This window comes from Achromobacter sp. HZ01 (assembly GCF_003267925.1).
GTDB classification, from domain to species: domain Bacteria; phylum Pseudomonadota; class Gammaproteobacteria; order Burkholderiales; family Burkholderiaceae_B; genus Achromobacter; species Achromobacter pulmonis_A.
This window is the reverse complement of the sequence record NZ_LWKV01000001.1, coordinates 467,060-484,684: the sequence shown is the minus strand read 5'-3', so window position 1 is coordinate 484,684 and position 17,625 is coordinate 467,060. Positions and strand designations below refer to the sequence as shown.

The window sequence follows — 17,625 nt, the reverse complement described above, 5'->3', positions numbered from 1 at the left end:
CCTGGCTTGTTGCGTCCGGATGCCGGGTTGCGACATCCGGATTTGCGGTGCGACCGGATTTTGCTTCCAGTGCAACCTTGCCCGATATTGGAGATAACCCTTGGATGTCCAAAGGCCCTCTCCCGGCCGTCAACCTATGGTCATGAGGCTGGCGTTGCCGCCGGCCGCGGCCGTGTTGACGCTGACGGAACGCTCGGCCAGGAGGCGTTCCGGCACGTAGGCCGCGCCCGCCGCGATCGCGTCCGGCGTCAGGCCCTGCACCGACAGAATGGCCCCGGGGCGCTGCGCGATGCGCCGGTTCAGCGCCTGCAGCGCGTCGCCGTCGCCTTCGAACAGCACGGCCTGGTAGTCGGCCTGGTCCACGTCTTCGTCGGCCAGGATGCCCGCGCGTTCGCGCTGCTCGGCGTCCAGGCTCTGCAGCAGCGCCTGCGCGGCCGGCGTATCGGCGAACCAGGCATGGTTGCCGGTGAGCCGGGCCACCGACCATTGGGCGCGCGCGCCGGCCTCGGTGGCGGCGACGCAATACACGGCGCCGCGCGGCTCGACCACGTAGGTATTGGTCTCGCCGGTCGGGCCGGGCAGCGCCAGCCGCTGCGGCAGCGGCGCCGAGGCGTCCAGCGCCGGCGGCAGGCCGGCCGGACGGGTGGCCAGCAGACGGTACATATACAGCGGGCCGCCGGCCTTGGGGCCGGTGCCGGACAGGCACTCGCCGCCGAAGGGCTGCACGCCCACCACGGCGCCGACGATGTTGCGGTTGACGTAGACGTTGCCCGCCATGACCTGGCCGGTCACGTGCGCGATGGTCTCGTCGATGCGGGTATGCACGCCGAAGGTCAGCCCGTAGCCGGTGCCGTTGATGGCCTCGAGCAAGCCGTCCAGCTCGTCGCGCTTGTAGCGCACCACGTGCAGCACCGGGCCGAACACTTCGCGCGTGAGTTCGCCGATGTCGTCGATCTCGATCAGCGTGGGCGGCACGAAGGTGCCGTGGCGGCATTCGCCGTTCAGCTCCACCTGGTCCACGCGGTGGCCGGCGGTGCGCAGGGTTTCGATGTGGCGCTGGATACCGTTGCGGGCCTCGGCGTCGATCACCGGCCCCACGTCCACCGACAGGCGGTCGGGATTGCCCACGCTGAGTTCGCGCATGGCGCCGCGCAGCATGGTCAGCACGTGGTCGGCGCTGTCTTCCTGCACGCACAGCACGCGCAGCGCCGAACAGCGCTGGCCGGCCGAGTCGAAGGCCGAGGTCAGCACGTCGTACACCACCTGTTCGGCCAGCGCGGAGGAATCGACCACCATGGCGTTCTGGCCGCCCGTCTCGGCGATCAGCGGAATGGTGTGGCCGGCGTCGTCCAGGCGCTCGGCCAGCGTGCGCGAGATGATGCGCGCCACGTCGGTGGAGCCGGTGAACATCACGCCGCGCACGCCGGGGCTGGCCACCAGCTGGGCGCCCACGGTTTCGCCGCGGCCGGGCAGCAGCTGCACGGCGCCGGGCGGCACGCCGGCGGCGCGCAGGATGGCCACCGCCTGGGCCGCGATCAGCGGGGTCTGCTCGGCCGGCTTGGCCAGCACCGTGTTGCCGGCGGCCAGCGCGGCCGCGACCTGGCCGGTGAAAATGGCCAGCGGGAAGTTCCACGGGCTGATGCACAGCACGGTGCCCAGCGGGCGGTGCGTGTCGTTGTCGAATTCGCTTTCGGCCTGGTCGGCGTAATAGCGCAGGAAGTCCACGGCCTCGCGCACCTCGGCGATGGCGTTGGGCAGCGACTTGCCGGCTTCGCGCACGATCAGGCCCAGCAGGGTCTGCATCTGCTCTTCCAGCAATTGCGCCGCGCGGCGCAGGCACTGGGCGCGCTCGGCCACCGGCGTGGATTGCCAGATGGGCGCGGCGTTGGCGGCGTCGCGCAGCGCGGCCTCGGCCTCTTCGGGGCTGGCCTCGATGACGTGGCCCACCAGGTCGCGCAGATTGGCGGGGTTGCGGACCTCGACGGCGCGGGCCGCGTCCCAGGTCTCGCCGCCCTCGCCCAGCATGGGCGCGGCGCGCCACGGCATCGAGGCGCTGGCCAGCAGCGCCGCCGACAGCGAGCCCAGGCGGTGCTCGTTGCTGAGGTCCAGGCCGGCGGAGTTGGCGCGCGCGCCGGCCTGAGGATCGCCGTAGAGTTCGCGCGGCAGCGGGATCTTCTCGTGCGGCGCGCCCAGCGGCGCGATGCGCGAGGCGGCCTCGACCGGATCGGCCACCAGCTGCTCCACCGGAATGCTGTCGTCGCCGATCAGGTTGACGAACGAGGTGTTGGCGCCGTTTTCCAGCAGGCGGCGCACCAGGTAGGCCAGCAGGGTTTCATGCGTGCCCACCGGCGCGTAGATGCGGCACGGGCGGTTCAGCTTGCCCTGCGCCAGCGGCCCCACCACTTCGTCGTAGAGCGGTTCGCCCATGCCGTGCAGGCACTGGAACTCGTACTGGCCGGGATAGTAGTTCTGGCCGGCCAGGTGGTAGACGGCCGCCAGCGTGTAGGCGTTGTGCGTGGCGAACTGCGGGTACACCGCCTCGGGCGCGCCCAGCAGCTTGCGGGCGCAGGCCAGGTAGGCCACGTCGGTGTAGACCTTGCGCGTGTATACCGGATAGCCCTCCAGGCCGTCGACCTGGGCGCGCTTGATTTCGGTGTCCCAGTACGCGCCCTTGACCAGCCGCACCATCACGCGGTGGCGGCTGCGGCGGGCCAGGTCGATCACGTAGTCGATCACGAAGGGCGCGCGCTTCTGGTAGGCCTGGATCACGAAGCCGATGCCGTTCCAGCCGTCCAGCTCCGGCTCGAAGCACAGCGCTTCCAGCAGGTCGAGCGAGATTTCCAGGCGGTCCGCTTCCTCGGCGTCGATGTTCAGGCCGATGTCGTAGCTGCGCGCCAGCAGGGTCAGCGCCTTGACGCGCGGCAGCAGCTCGGCCATGACGCGCTCGCGCTGGGCGCGCGAATAGCGCGGATGCAGCGCCGACAGCTTGATCGAGATGCCCGGGCCTTCATAGATGCCCCGGCCGGCGGCGGCCTTGCCGATCGCGTGGATGGCCTGCTCGTACGAGGCGTAGTAGCGCTCGGCGTCCTCGGCCGTGGTGGCGGCCTCGCCCAGCATGTCGTACGAGTAGCGGAAACCGCGCGATTCCATCTTGCGGTTGTTGGCCAGCGCCTCGGAAATCGTCTGGCCCGACACGAACTGCTCGCCCATCATGCGCATGGCCATGTTCACGCCCTTGCGCACCAGCGGCTCGCCGCCCTTGCCGATCAGGCGGGTCAGCGCGCGCGACAGCGACTGCTCGCTGCTGACCGCGACCAGCTTGCCGGTGATCATCAGGCCCCAGGTGGCGGCGTTGACGAACAGCGACTGCGAGCCGCCCATGTGCGACTTCCAGTCGCCGCGCGCCACCTTGTCGCGGATCAGCGCGTCGCGCGTGGCGCGGTCGGGGATGCGCAAAAGCGCCTCGGCCAGGCACATCAGGGCCACGCCCTCCTGGCTGGACAGCGAGAATTCCTGGATCAGCCCCTCCACGCCGCCGCCGCTGCGCTTGCCGCGCAGCTTCCTGACCAGGTCGGCGGCCATCGCGTGGATTTTTTCCAGGTTGGGCATGCGCGCCTGGCCCAACAGCAGCGGCACGCATTCCGGTTCGGGACGGCGGTAGGCCGCCGTGATGGCCGCGCGCAGCACCGATTGCGGCTGCACGTCCTGGCCGAACTCGTAGAACGGCGGCGTGGGCGCGGCGTGCCCGTCGCCCGACTCGTCCTCGCCGTCGCCGTCGGCGCCCAGGTGCGACATCTCGGCCGGCAGCTGGCCGCGCTCGATGCGGTCCAGGTACGCGAGTATCGCCTGCTTGTGCAGCCAGTGCGGGGTGCAGTTGAGCTTTTGCGCGGCGGCCTTGAGCCGGTCGCGCAGCGCGTCGTCGACTTTGACGCCTAGGGTCGTGCTGGCCATGAGAGATTGCTTCCTGTCACAGGGCAGAGTTCGTTCGGGCCCGACCGGGCCCTGGGAGTGGAACCGGACTGGAGCCGGATTCGAACCGTATGCTAGACAGGTTGCAACCGCGCATATATTGCGGTTAACCCTAGGTTAACCGCTTGAGAACTACCGGATTTCGGAAAAATCCGGGAGTCAGTCCTTGAGCGCCGAACAGCCGTACATCTGGACCGCGCCCGATCCCGCCGGAGCCTGCCCGCGGATGGCCGTCGCGATGGCCCCGCCCAGGGCGGCCACGGCGCGCTGCTGCGCGGCGATCAGCGCCGGCACGCCGGCGTCGGCCACGGTTTCGGTCACCACGCTGCGGCACAGCAGCCCCGTGCCCTTCATGTTGACCGGCCGCACCCGCCAGGTGACATCGAGCTGCGCCATGCGGCCCGAGACCAGTTCGAAGCGCTGCACGTCGGTCTGCACCCGCCAGGTGGCGGCGCCCGGCCCGGGCTTGACCATCTGCACGTCCAGCGCGCCCAGCTCGCGCTTGAGCGCGTCTGACAGCGCGCCGCGCAGTTCGTCGCCCAGCGGCGCGCTCCAGCGCTCGGAATACAGCGCCGACAGGCTGCCATCGCCGGTGCGCACCATCAGCTGGGGCTGGTCGGCCTGGGTCGGCACGTTGACCGGCTGCACGTCGATCAGGTAGGGAGCGGAAGCGCCGGCGCCGGCGCCGGCGCCGCCCGGCGCAGCCGGGCCTTGTAGCGTGTAGTAGTTCACCGGCGCCGAGGCGCCGCAGCCCGCCAGCGCGGCCGACAGGAGCAGCGAGGACAGGGCCGCGCGCGGGCGGGTACAGCGGAATGGGCGTCTATTCATGGGTATCAGTTCCTGACAGGACCGGCGCCTGGAATCGGGTCTGGACCGCGGCCGCGCAGCAGGGCCTCGGGGTTGGCTTGCAGGAAATCGGCCAGCGCGCGCAGCGAACGCGCGGCGCGGCCCAGCTCCTGCATGGCGCGCTCCGTGTTCACCGGCAGCGAGGAGTCGGAGGCCAGCAGCGAGTTGATCTGCGCCATCGAATCCCTGGCCTGTTTCAGCATCTTCTGCGCCTCGGGCGCCACCTGCTTGTCGAGCCGGCCCATCAGCTTGGAGGTGCTGGCCAGCGTGGCGCGCAGGTCTTCGCCGATCTTGTCGAACGGAATCTTCTCGACCTTGGCGATGATGTTGCTGACTTGCTGCTGCAGCTGGTCGAGGTTGCCCGGTACGGTCGGAATCTGCGCCGGCTCGGAATCGACGAACTCGACCGGCTTGGCGTTCGGGAAGAAGTCCATCGCCACGTAAAGCTGGCCGGTCAGCAGGTTGGCGGTGCGCAGCTGGGCGCGCAGGCCGTGCTTGATCATGCTGCCCAGCAGGCGGTTGCCGGCCACGTCGCCGTTCTGGACGGCGCGCTCGCGCACCTCGTCGAACACGCGGCCCAGGCGTTCCGGATACAGCGTGGCGTCCACCAGCGAGTAGAAGCGCTTGGCCTGCGGATCGAAATCGAGGTTGATCTGCGTGACGTTGCCCAGCGTGATGCCGCTGAAATCGATGGGCGCGCCCACCGTCAGGCCGCGGATCGACTGGTCGAAGCGCAGGCGGATCGGGAAGGCCTCGCCGTCCGGGTTGGCCTTGGCCGCGGTCTCGGTGGGATAGAGTTCGAATTCGGTATCGTCGGCGGCCGGCGTGCCGGAATCGCGCGTGTTCAGCACCGGCTCGAACGCCACGCCGCCCATCGCCATCGACACCAGCGACTGGGTGCGCACCTTCAGGCCGTCGGCGTTGACGCTGAAATCCACGCCGCTGGCGTTCCAGAAGCGCGTGGCGTTGGTGACGAACTTGTCGTTGGGCGCGTCCACGAACACCTCGACGTTGACGGCCTTGCCGGTCTGGTCCAGGGCATAGCCGATGACGCGGCCGACGTTGATGCGGCGGAAATAGACCGGCGAGCCGATGTCCAGCGACCCCAGGTCGGCCGCCTTGAGCTTGAAGCGCTTGCCGGCGCGGTCGTGGGTGACCGCGGGCGGCACTTCCAGCCCTTCGAATTCCAGCTTGGTGGCCTTGTTGCCGTTCTTGCCTTCCTCGGCGTCCACGCCGATGTAGGCGCCCGACAGCAAGGTGCCCAGGCCGGAGACGCCGCTGACGTCCAGGCGCGGGCGCACCACCCAGAAATTGGTGCCTTCCCGCGCCAGGTCCGAGACTTCCTTGGCCAGTTCGGCGCGCACCACCACCTTGCTGCGGTCTTCGTTGAAGCCGATGGCGCGCACGGTGCCGATGGTCACGTCCTTGTAGCGCAGCTGGGTCTTGCCGACTTCCAGCCCTTCGGCGGTGTTGAACGAAATGGAGATGTCCGGCCCGGCCTGCATCCAGGTCCGCACGACCAGCGACAGGCCCATCAGCGCGGCCACGATGGGCACCAGCCAGATCCACGAGACCCGGCTTTTCTGCTTGCGCGAGATCGAGGGCGAAGCGAACGGTTCCTCGCCCGATCCGGGTGCTTGCTCGGACATCTATTCTTCCTTTTTAGTGGGGGGAGCCGAGGGTCGGCCCCCGTCCCCGCCCAATTTCCTAGCCCGTTTCCTGGCCCGCGCCAGTCGTCGGGCGGCGCCGGCTTTCGACCGGCGCCGATTCTATTTCACTTTGCGTTTCCAGGTCCCAGCTGCGGCGCAGGTCGAAGCTCATGGCCGACAGCATGGTCAGGATCACCACCACGCCGAAGGCCGCCGCGCCCGCCCCCGCGCTGATTTCCATCAGGCCCTGGAAATCCGCCAGCGCCGCCAGCAATATAACGACAAACACGTCCAGCATGGACCACTGGCCGATGAATTCCACCATCTGGTAGAGCCGGGTGCGCGGACGCAGGTTGGTGGTGCTGCGCCATTGCTCGGTGAGCAGCAGCAGGATGATCGCGAGCAGCTTGGTCAGCGGCACCGCCACGCTGGCGATGAAGACGATGAGCGCGATGTCCCAGGAGCCCATCTCCCACAGTTCGACCACGCCGCCCAGGATGGTGTGGGCGCTGTCGCCCAGCACCGAGCTGACCTTCATGACGGGCAGCACGTTGGCGGGAATGTAGAACACGATGGCCGCCAGCAGCAGCGCCCAGGTGCGCGCCAGGTGGTCGGGCTTGCGGTGGTGCACCAGCGCGTCGCAGCGCACGCAATGATGCAGCGCCTCGGGGTCGGCCTCGCGCGGCAGCGCCTGCACCTGGCCGCAGACGTGGCAGCCGGTCAGCACCCGGTCGGGGCCGGCCTGCGGCACGTGCACCGGCACCACGCCGGTGTCTTCGGCGTAGCGCCACAGCGCATGCGGCGACAACCGCCCCAGCATGGTCAGCAGGATGGTGAGTATGCCGAAAGCGCCCAGCCCGATCCCGGGCGACACGGCCGCCATGCCCGCCAGCTTGACCACCGCCACCAGCACGCCGAGCAGGAACACCGGCACCATGCACCAGGGACGCAAGATACCCAGCAAGCGCATGGCGGGACGGAAAGCCAGCGGCTCGCGGCCCCGCGAGAGCGGGCCCAGCACCCACAGCAGCACTCCCAGCTGCAAGAGCGGCAACGCGAAGCCGGCCAGGCCGGTCATGACGGCCACCACCCAGTGCCCCTGACGCCAGGTGATGGAAATGGCGTCCAGCAGCGAGGCCTGCTGCGTCATGCCCTGCACGGACATGGCGGCGACGGGATAGGCGTTGGCCACCCCGAACACGATCAGGGCGGCGATGGCGAGAGCCAGCCAATTGGACAAACTAAGCCCGCTGTAGCGCCACAGGGTGGCGCCGCAGCGGGCGCAATTGGCAGTCTCGTCAGGTTCGAGCTGATGCCGGCGATAGATGCTCGCGCAGTGTTCGCACTCGATCAGCGGCTGGCGGTCCGCGGTCATAGAGGGGGTTGCGTTGCCCTAGTCGACGAGCTCGACTTCCTGCTTGTCCGGCGCGTCCGAGGACGGCGGCTTGCCGTTGTCGTCGAAGCTCAGCGTGACCTTGCCTTCGTCGTCCAGGTCCACCGTGACCGTGCCGCCCTCGACCAGCTTGCCGAACAGCAGCTCGTCGGCCAGCGCGCGGCGGATGGTGTCCTGGATGAGGCGCTGCATGGGACGCGCGCCCATCAGCGGGTCGAAACCCTCCTTGGCCAGATGATCGCGCAGGCGCGTGGTGAACACGGCCTCCACGCGGCGCTCGTGCAGCTGGTCTTCGAGCTGCATCAGGAACTTGTCCACCACGCGCAGGATGATCTCGCGGTCCAGCGCCGCGAACGGAATGATCGCGTCCAGGCGGTTGCGGAACTCGGGCGTGAACATGCGGCGGATCTCGGCCATTTCGTCGCCGACCACGCGCGAGTTGGCGAAGCCGATGGACGGACGGTTCAGCGTCTCGGCGCCCGCGTTCGTGGTCATGATGAGGATCACGTTGCGGAAATCCGCCTTGCGGCCGTTGTTGTCGGTCAGCGTGCCGTGGTCCATGACCTGCAGCAGGATGTTGAACACGTCCGGATGCGCTTTCTCGATTTCATCGAGCAGCAGCACGCAGTGCGGCTGCTTGGTGATGGCCTCGGTCAGCAACCCGCCCTGGTCGAACCCGACATAGCCGGGAGGCGCGCCGATCAGGCGCGACACGGCGTGGCGTTCCATGTATTCCGACATGTCGAAGCGCAGCAGCTCCACGCCCAGCGTGAATGCGAGCTGGCGGGCCACTTCGGTCTTGCCCACGCCGGTGGGGCCGGAGAACAGGAAGGCGCCGATGGGCTTTTCCGGCTTGCCCAGGCCCGAACGCGCCATCTTGATGGCGGCCGACAGGGCCTCGATGGCGTTGTCCTGGCCGAACACCACCGTCTTGAGGTCGCGCTCCAGCGTGGCGAGCTTGCTGCGGTCGTCGTTGGAGACGGACTGCGGCGGGATGCGCGCGATCTTGGAGACGATATTTTCGATGTCGACCTTGCCGATCACCTTTTTCTGGCGCGAGCGCGGCAGCAGACGCTGCGCGGCGCCGGCCTCGTCGATGACGTCGATGGCCTTGTCGGGCAGGTGGCGGTCGTTGATGAAGCGCGCCGACAGTTCGGCGGCGGCCGACAGCGCCGCGGCCGAGTAGCGCACGCTGTGATGTTCCTCGAAGCGGCTCTTCAGGCCGCGCAGGATCTGCACGGTCTGTTCGACGCTGGGCTCGGGCACGTCGATCTTCTGGAAGCGGCGCGACAGCGCGTGGTCTTTCTCGAAGACGCCGCGGTATTCGGTATAGGTGGTCGCGCCGATGCACTTGAGCTGCCCGGACGACAGGGCCGGCTTCAACAGGTTGGACGCGTCCAGCGTGCCGCCCGAGGCCGAACCGGCCCCGATCAGCGTGTGGATTTCGTCGATGAACAGGATGGCGTCGGGATTGCCGCGGATCTGCTTGAGCACGCCCTTCAGGCGCTGTTCGAAATCGCCGCGGTACTTGGTGCCGGCCAGCAGCGCGCCCATGTCCAGCGAATAGACCTGGGCGGCCTGCAGGACCTCGGGCACTTCGCCGCGCGTGATGCGCCAGGCCAGGCCCTCGGCGATGGCGGTCTTGCCCACGCCGGCCTCGCCGACCAGCAGCGGATTGTTCTTGCGGCGGCGGCACAGCACCTGGATCACGCGCTCGACTTCGTGCTCGCGCCCGATCAGGGGGTCGATGCGCCCGGCCAGCGCGGCCGCGTTCAGGTCGGTCGCGTACTGGTCCAGCGGCGACTGGCGCGAGTCGCCCTGGTCTTCACCATTGGTCTGCTGCTCTTTCTGCACGGCGGCGGACTCCACCTGGGGCTGTTTGGTAATGCCATGCGAGAGGAAGTTGACGACGTCGAGCCGGGTGACGCCCTGCTGCTGCAGGTAGTACACGGCGTGCGAATCCTTTTCGCCGAAAATGGCCACGAGCACGTTGGCGCCGGTTACCGGCTTCTTGCCGGTGCCGCCGGCCGACACGTGCATGATCGCGCGCTGGATCACGCGCTGAAAACCCAGCGTGGGCTGGGTGTCTACTTCGGCGCCGCTCGGAATCACGGGCGTGTTTTCCGAGACGAACTGGCGCAGGTTGCGGCGCAGCTCGTCCAGGTTCGCGGCGCAGGCGCGCAGAACCTCGACAGCCGAAGCGTTGTCGAGCAGCGACAACAGCAGGTGCTCGACGGTAATAAATTCGTGCCGGGCCGAACGGGCCTCGACAAAAGCCATATGCAGGCTGACTTCAAGCTCTTGGGAAATCACGCTTCCTCCGTGACGCATCGAAGCGGTCAAATACACGATTCATATTCTATGCCGATCAGGGCGTAACGCCAGCGATTTCAAAAACCACGCTGTCGTGGCGGCCGTGCGCATCCATGACAGTAAGCGTATACCGGCCGTCTCTGGCCAGCACTAACTTGAATGGATGACCCGACGCGCCCTCGCTCACCACGCGCCCGTCGAGCATCCACCATACAACGCCCTCGGCTCCTTGCACATCCACATCTACCGCCACCTCGCGCCCGCCGGGCACGGGCCGCAGCACCGAACCGGTCGCCACGCCCTGCAGGCGCACGGGCGCCTGCGAGGTGTCGGCGTAGCCCGCGAACGACGGCGGCGCGGTTTCGTTCAGTATCCACGCCGCCCGCTGTTCCGGACATTCGCCGGACGGCACGCTGCCCAGTCTGTAACCCAGCGGCCAGCAGATCACGGCGGACTGCACCGTCGCCGGCCGGACGCGGGCCTGGGGCGCGCCTTCCGGCAATGCCGCCACGATGTCCTGCAGCAGCGGCGCGGCCACGTTGGCGCCGAAAAACCCCGGGTTGGGCGTGCCGTCGGGACGGCCGACCCAGACGCCCAGCGTCCACCTGTCGGTCACTCCGACGGCCCAGGCGTCCCGGAATCCGAAACTCGTCCCGGTTTTCCAGGCCAGTTGCCGGGCCGGGCTGCCGGCGTTGTAGAACGGCCGGTCGGGGTGGCCGCCGCCTTCCAGAATATCGCGGACGATCCAGGCGGCCCCAGGGCTCATCATACGGGACTCGACCCGCGGCTGCTCCGGCCGCAGGCGGGGACGGCCCGAAATGCCGCCCCGTGCCAGGGCGCGATATGCGCCCACCAGTTCTTCCAATGTGGTGCCGCCCCCGCCCAAAATCAAGCTCAGATTGGGCTCGGCGCCGGCCGGCAATCGTAACCGCACCCCGCCCGACAGCATGGACGCGGCGAAACGGGTCGGGCCGACCCGGTCCAGCAGATCCACCGCCGGCACGTTCAGCGAGCGCTGCAAGGCCTGCGCCACGCTGATCGGCCCGGCGAAGGCCGCCTGGAAATTGCCCGGCGCGTAACCGCCGAAGGACATCGGGGCGTCGATCAGCAGGCTTTCGGAATGGATCAGGCCCTCGTCCAGCGCCTGGGCGTACAAAAAGGGCTTGAGCGTCGAACCCGGCGAACGCACGCCGCGCACCATGTCCACGTGGGAATAGCGGGTGGCGTCCGAGAAGTCGGCGGAACCGGCGTAGGCCTTGACCTCCAGCGTGTCGTTGTCCATGACGAGCACCGCCATGGACACCTTGGGCGGCAGGCTGTCGACCCGGTCCAGCAGCATGTGCTCCACCGAGGTCTGCATGTCGGCGTCCAGGGTGGAAGTCACCAGGGGCGGACGCGCGCCGGTCCGGCGGGCGCCGGCGCCCGCCTCCTGCAACAGGCGCTGCGCGGCCAGCGGCGCCAGCCAGCGGGCGCGCAGCGGCGGCGCCACCACGCGCTCGATCTTGGCGTCGGCCACTTCGGCCGGGGTCCAGCGGCCCAGCTCGACCATGCGGTCCAGGACCTTGTCGCGCGCGGCCTGCGCGGCCTCGGGATGGCGGTCGGGGCGCAGCCGCGACGGGGCCTGCGGCAAGGCGGTCAGCATCGCCGCCTCGGCGGGGCTCAGGTCGCGCGCCGGCTTGCCCAGCCACAGGCGCGAGCCCATCTCCACGCCCTCGACGATGCCGCCCATCGGCGCGTGGGTCAGGTACAGCGACAGGATCTCGTCCTTGCTGTAGTGCATTTCCAGCTGCACCGCGCGCCAGGCCTGGCGCAGCTTGGCCGACAGCGAACGCGAGGGTTTGCCGGCCAGCTCGGGGTCGATCAGGCGCGCGACCTGCATGGTCAGCGTCGAGCCGCCCGAGACGATGCGCCGGTTGGTGGCCCACTGCCAGCCGGCGCGCGCCAGCGCCACCGGATTGATGCCGGGGTGCCAGTAGAACCAGCGGTCCTCGTAGGTCAGCAGGGTTTCCAGATAGCGCCCGGACACCTGTTCCGGCCGCACCGGATAGCGCCAGATGCCGTCGCGGCTGGGATAGTTGCGCAGCGGCGTGCCGTCGGCGGCCACCACCACGGCGGCGCCGCCCGAGTCCACGGCAGGCAGGGGATACAGGCGGTCGAACGCGAATAGCAACGCGGCCAGCGCAAACAACGCGCTGGCCGCGAAGATTCCGCGCCGCCGCCAGCGGCGGGCACGCTGCGCGCCCGCCGCCGGGGTGGCGGCGGCGTTCAAGGACGCCTGGCGCCGCGGTCGCGGATCTCTACCGTGCTCCATTGCTCGCCTACGCCCCGGATTTCCGGCCGATACATGTCTTCGGCCACCGTCGACGGCACCGCGTAGCGGCCCGGCGTCACCACCCGCACCAGGTAGAACACGTCCACCTTGCCGCGGCCCAGCGCCACCGCGGCCACGTAGCGGTCATCGCGGAACTCGCGGTGCTTGATATTGGGATCGGCCATCGCGTCGGCCACGCGCCGCCCGCCGATGGTCCAGTCCTGCATCTCGGGGCTTTGCGACAGGTTCAGGTTTTCCACCTCGAAGCCGGCCGGCACGCGGTCGACCAGCAGCGCGTCCGGGATGTTCTGGTTGGCGCCGGCCTGCAGCCAGACCACCAGCATGTCGCCGGTCTGCAAGGTGCCGCCGTCCCACGGACGGCCGTCCGGACGGTACCAGCCGCGCTTGAGCTGGATGATGTCGTTGCGCGGCGCCGGCGCCGAGGTCGGGCTGCCCTGGATGTCGTACTCGACGAACAGGGACTGGCTGCCGGTGTTGGTCAGCTGCATGCCGGCCAGGTCGGCCACCGACAGCGCCACGGTCTGGTCGCTCTTGCCGCCGGCCAGCGGCTTGCGCACGCCGTTGACCGTCAGCGCGGCCTCCCAGGGCGTGGACTTGTCGCCGCCGAGGGCGCGCGCGGCCAGCAGCAGCGACATCTGCTCCTGGGTCGACAGGTACGAGCGGCTGCCCAGGCGGCTGGCCAGCTGGCCGACCATATTGTCCAGGCCGTCGTGGCGCAACTGGTACTGCTGCGCCAGCGCATAGCCCAGCGCGTAGTCGCGCACGCTGCTGCCGTAGTCCCCCAGCCACTCGTCGTAGTAGGCGCTGTTGCGGCGCTGGTGGATGCCGTAGTCGCGCGACACGGCCAGGTCGAGCGCGGACTTCATGCGCCCTTCGTCGCCCATCAGCTTGAAGGCGGCCGCCAGCTGGATCAGCGGCAGCGGCGAACGCGCGCGTTCCTGGTAGTTGTCGAACAGCTGGCGCACGGTCGACAGCGGCGCCTTGTTGTCGCGCGCCAGCGCCAGCACCGCGGTGGCCAGGCCGGCAAAGCGGCGGTGGTCTTCGCGCAGGATGTTGGCGTCGCTGGCGTCGAGACGCCCCGATTCGAGGTTGCGCTTGAGGTTGGCCGACCATGTGCCGAACGCGCCGGCGCTCTGCTGCACCTGTTCCAGCAGCCACTGGCGCGAACGCTCCAGCGAAGCCTCCGGCACTTCGAAGCCGTGGTCGCGGGCGTCCTGCAGGAAGCCCACGGCGTAGGCCGTCAGCCACACGTCGCGCGAGGACGAGCTGCTCCACAGGTTGTAGGAGCCGGCCGCGTTGCGCATGCCCGCCAGGCGGCCGATGGCGCCGGCCACCTTGGCCGCGCGTTCGGTCTGGCTGCGCGGTTTGAGGCCGAACTGCTTGGCCCCGTCCTCGTCGATCAGCACCCACGGCAGGGTCGCGCTGATGGTCTGCTCGGTGCATCCGTAGGGATAGTTGAGCAGGCCTTCGACCAGGCGGTTGACGTTGAACGGCGGACGGTTCGACACCGACATGCTGACGGTGGTGGAGTCCGGGTAATAGGAAGCCACCCACGAAGCCTGCGGCGTGTTCGATTCGCCCGGATTCAGGCGCAGGCGCCGCACCTGGCGCTCGGCCGCGTAGGCCGGCTGCACCTGCAGCACCGATTCGCGCACGATGTGCACGGGCTTGCCGCCGCCCTGCCCGTCGACGGTCAGGCGCATCAGGCCCAGGCCGTACGAGCCGGTGGTGCTGGCGGTAAAGCGCAGCGTGGCGCGCTGCTTGTCCTTCAGCGTGACGCTCTTGACGCCGTCGACGATGGCCAGCGGGTCCAGCGCCTCAAGCTTGACCGTCACCTTCTGCTCGGCGCCGCTCATGTTGGTGACGTCCAGCGCAATCGCGGCCTGGTCGCCCGGCGTGATGAAGCGCGGGGTGTTCAGTTCCGCCACAATGGGCGCGGCGACCACCATTTCGGCATCGGCGCTGCCGTAGTTGTCGGGCGTGAAGGCCACCGCCATCAGGCGCAGCGTGCCGTTGAAATCGGGCAGGTCCAGCGGGATGTCGGCCTCGCCCTGCTCGTTCAGCCTGACCGGGCCGGAGAACAGGTCGACCAGCTTGACCTTCTTGGGCAGGCTCTTGCTGTCGCCGCGCATGGCGGCGTCGCCGCCCCACTTCAGCTTGCCCTTGGTGCCGTCCATCTTCTCGATCAGCTTGCCGTACATGTCCAGCAGTTCGGGCGCGTAGCGGTGCTTGCCGAAGAAGTAGTCCAGCGGATCGGGCGTCTTGTACTGGTTGATATTGAGGATGCCCACGTCGACCGCGGACAGCGTGACCGTGGCCTGCTTGCCCTGGGCGCCGTCGACCTTGACGCGCACGTTGGTCTTGGTCTCGGGCACCGTCTTGGCGGCGGCCGTGAGCTTGACGTCGAGCTTGCGGTCGGCGCTGGCGATCGGCAGGAAGGTCAGGCCCAGCGCGCGCGCCGGGGTCACGCGGTCGCCCTCGCTGCCGGGCCGGAACACGGCCGCGGCGATGTACAGGTCATGCCGCTTCCAGGTCTTGTCCACGGGGATCTCGACCTGCGTGCCGGAGGCCTTCACGGCCACCCACGACGACCACAGCATGCGGTCGCCTTCCACCGTGATGAGGGCCTGGCCGTCATGCGGCGGGGTCAGGGTCAGCTTGACCGTGTCGCCCGGCTTGGCCGGCGCGCCTTCCAGCTTCATCTGCACGCGGTCCGGGCGGTTGCCCATGGCGTCGGCGTCCTGCGCGTTCCAGCCGGCGTAGAAGCGGTAACGCATCGTCTCGCCGGTTTCCGGGTCGGCGATTTCCAGGCGGTAGCGGCCCCACTTGACCGGCAGGGTCAGCTGGGCGCGGTCCTTCAGCGCGATCTCGCGCGAATCCACCAGTTCCTCGGTTTCGGTATAGCCGCTGTTCCAGCCGCGCTGGTCGTCGAAGCGCCAGTAGTACTGGCGGTCCTCGCGGAACAGGCGCACCTGGGCCTGCGCCAGCGGGGCGATCTTGCCCTGGGCGTCCACGCGCAGCACCTCGAAGCCGGCCGGCGCGCCCTCGCGCGCCACGTCGCTGTCGAACTGCGGACGCACGGCGATCAGGCGGTCGGCGGGCCAGACGCTGCGCTCGATGGAGCGCACCACCGGGCGGCCGCCCGATTCCAGCAGGCTGGCCGAGACCCGCACCTTCATCGGCGAATGCGTGCCGCCGGTGCGCGGATCGACTTCGAGCTGGCCACGGCCCTTGTCGTCCAGGGCCGCCTCGGGCAGCTCTTCGAAATGACGGCGGGCATCGTCGGCCACGTCGCCGAAGATGAACCCGGGCCACTGCTGGGGCAGCGCGTAGCGGTCGCGCTTGACCTGGAAGCTGGACAGCAGCCGGTTGCCGGCCGCGGGCGCGCCATACAGATAGTCGCCCTGCACATCCACCGTCAGCGATTCTTCCGGACGCAGCACCTCCTGTTTGGAGGTCAGCGTCATCTTCATGCGTTCGGGCAGGAATTCCTCGACCTGGAACTTCCAGGACGCGTCCGGCGCGCGCGAGGCGGGGTCCACACGCAGCTCGAGCAGCCAGGTGCCGGTCTGGGCGTCCTGCGGCAGCTCGACGCTGCGTTCGACGTAGCCCGGCAGGTCCTTGGCCGGATGCCACAGCGTGCTCAGCACGGTGCGGCCGTCGGGCCGCTTGAGCGTGGCGGTCAGCGGCGACGGGCTCAGCATGCGGCCGTCCAGGTCGCGCGGCAGCACCGAAACGTTGAAGGTTTCGCCGGGACGGTACAGATTGCGTCCGGCGTAGACGAACAGGTTGTTGGGACGCGAGGTGTGGCCGCCGGTATCGAACTCGGACAGGTCCAGGGCCGGTTCGCCCAGCGCCAGCACCGTCATTTCCTTGTCGCGCGAGGCGCGGATGACGCGCGCATTGGCGAAGCTGCCATCGAAGCGGACGTGGCCCTGCCCGTCCGCGGCGGCCTTGGCCAGCGTCTTGCCGGCGCCGTCGACCAGTTCGAACACGGCGCCGGAGATCGCGGTGCCGTTCTTGAGCGAAACCGAATAGGCCTCGATGCGGTCCAGATAGCGGCGCGCATGCAGGCCGATGTCGCTGACGTAGAAATACGTCACCTGGTATTCATAGCGGAAACGGCCGGGCTGGCTCATCACCGCCACATAGATGCCCGGCTCCTGCAATTCCTTGATGCCTTCGACCGGCAGGAAGGTCACATGGCGCCGGTTCGGCTTGTCGTCGGTGAGGAAGCGGCCCTGGTAGACGCTGGTCGTCAGCGTATTCAGGCGGTCCAGATCCCAGTTGCTGACCGAGCCCTTCAGGCTGCGGTTGTCCGAATAGCGCCATTCGTCTTCATAGTCGCTGCCTTCGTCGTCGGACGAGGAAGCGGTGTTGCGGCCGATGCCGAGCACGGTGTCGAACAGCTCCGGCACGCGCTCGGGCGCAACGCGCAGGAACTGCACGTCGACCTCGGACACGTTGACCGTGGCCACCGGCAGACCGCCGTTCTGGCCGGCCGGCAGCACCACGCCGCGGCTGGCGAAATAGAACGACGGCGGCATGGCCTGGGTCTGCACCTCGCAATGCGCCACCTGGGCCAGCTTGCCCGAGGCGCCCGCGCCGGGCAGCCCGGCGCGCAGCGTCACGGCGTAGGAGCGCTGCGGCTGCACGTAAGGGAAATACAGGACGCGCGGATTGTCGCCGACCACCCAGTTGCCCTTGACGATCTTGCCCTTGGGCGCCGGGTCTCCCGGGCGCACCGAGGCGGGCTGGTCGCCGGGCTGGGCGGCCGATTCGCTGTCTTCGTCGGCCTGGCCCGAGGCCGCGCCGGTATCGGTCACTTGCAGGAAAGCGTCCAGCTCGGCCTTGGCGTCAACGGGCTGGGTGAAGGTCACCGCCAGCGCCAGCGCGTCGTTGTACTGCCGCGGCTGGCAGGTCAGCGCCGCGAACGGATCGGCCTGGCCGACCTGCGCCGCGGCGGGCAAGGCCGGCTTGGCGTCGCTTACGCCCGGCGCCGGGGCCGGCTGCGATACCGCCGCCGGCGCGGGCGGGGCCGCCTGGCGTTCCTGGCCCATCCACCAGCCCAGGCCGATGGCGCCCGCCAATACCGCGACCCCGGCCGTCGCCAGCCAGGTCTT

At 69.1% G+C, this 17,625-nt stretch carries 7 protein-coding genes; all 7 read right to left on the bottom strand.

The window, feature by feature from the left end; genetic code table 11:
- Positions 1 to 129: 129 nt before the first annotated feature.
- The 7 genes from putA to A6B37_RS02240 all read right to left on the bottom strand — a co-directional run bounded on the left by putA (position 130) and on the right by A6B37_RS02240 (position 17,562).
- A complete protein-coding gene (putA, locus tag A6B37_RS02270) occupies positions 130 to 3,951 on the bottom strand; it encodes a trifunctional transcriptional regulator/proline dehydrogenase/L-glutamate gamma-semialdehyde dehydrogenase (RefSeq protein WP_102772164.1) in 3,822 nt (1,273 codons plus the stop codon).
- Positions 3,952 to 4,128: 177 nt separating this feature from the next.
- Entirely contained in the window at positions 4,129 to 4,797 is a 669-nt protein-coding gene (locus tag A6B37_RS02265) for a PqiC family protein (protein WP_111824787.1), read from the bottom strand.
- Between the two features lie 5 nt (positions 4,798 to 4,802).
- Complete coding sequence (locus A6B37_RS02260) at positions 4,803 to 6,464, bottom strand: MlaD family protein (RefSeq protein ID WP_102772166.1); 1,662 nt, start codon at positions 6,462 to 6,464, stop codon at positions 4,803 to 4,805.
- A 58-nt stretch (positions 6,465 to 6,522) separates the two neighbouring features.
- Positions 6,523 to 7,839, bottom strand: a complete 1,317-nt coding sequence (locus tag A6B37_RS02255; RefSeq protein WP_111824786.1) for a PqiA/YebS family transporter subunit — start codon at positions 7,837 to 7,839, stop codon at positions 6,523 to 6,525.
- Between the two features lie 18 nt (positions 7,840 to 7,857).
- Positions 7,858 to 10,170, bottom strand: a complete 2,313-nt coding sequence (clpA, locus tag A6B37_RS02250) for an ATP-dependent Clp protease ATP-binding subunit ClpA (protein WP_168202101.1) — start codon at positions 10,168 to 10,170, stop codon at positions 7,858 to 7,860.
- A 55-nt stretch (positions 10,171 to 10,225) separates the two neighbouring features.
- On the bottom strand, positions 10,226 to 12,439 hold the full coding sequence (gene pbpC, locus A6B37_RS02245) for a penicillin-binding protein 1C (RefSeq protein WP_111824785.1): 2,214 nt from the start codon (positions 12,437 to 12,439) through the stop codon (positions 10,226 to 10,228).
- Positions 12,436 to 17,562 carry an MG2 domain-containing protein gene (locus A6B37_RS02240; protein ID WP_111825525.1) on the bottom strand — a complete coding sequence of 1,709 codons (5,127 nt, stop codon included), beginning with the start codon at positions 17,560 to 17,562 and terminating at the stop codon, positions 12,436 to 12,438. Before A6B37_RS02240 ends, pbpC begins: the two co-directional genes overlap by 4 nt.
- Positions 17,563 to 17,625 lie beyond the last annotated feature (63 nt).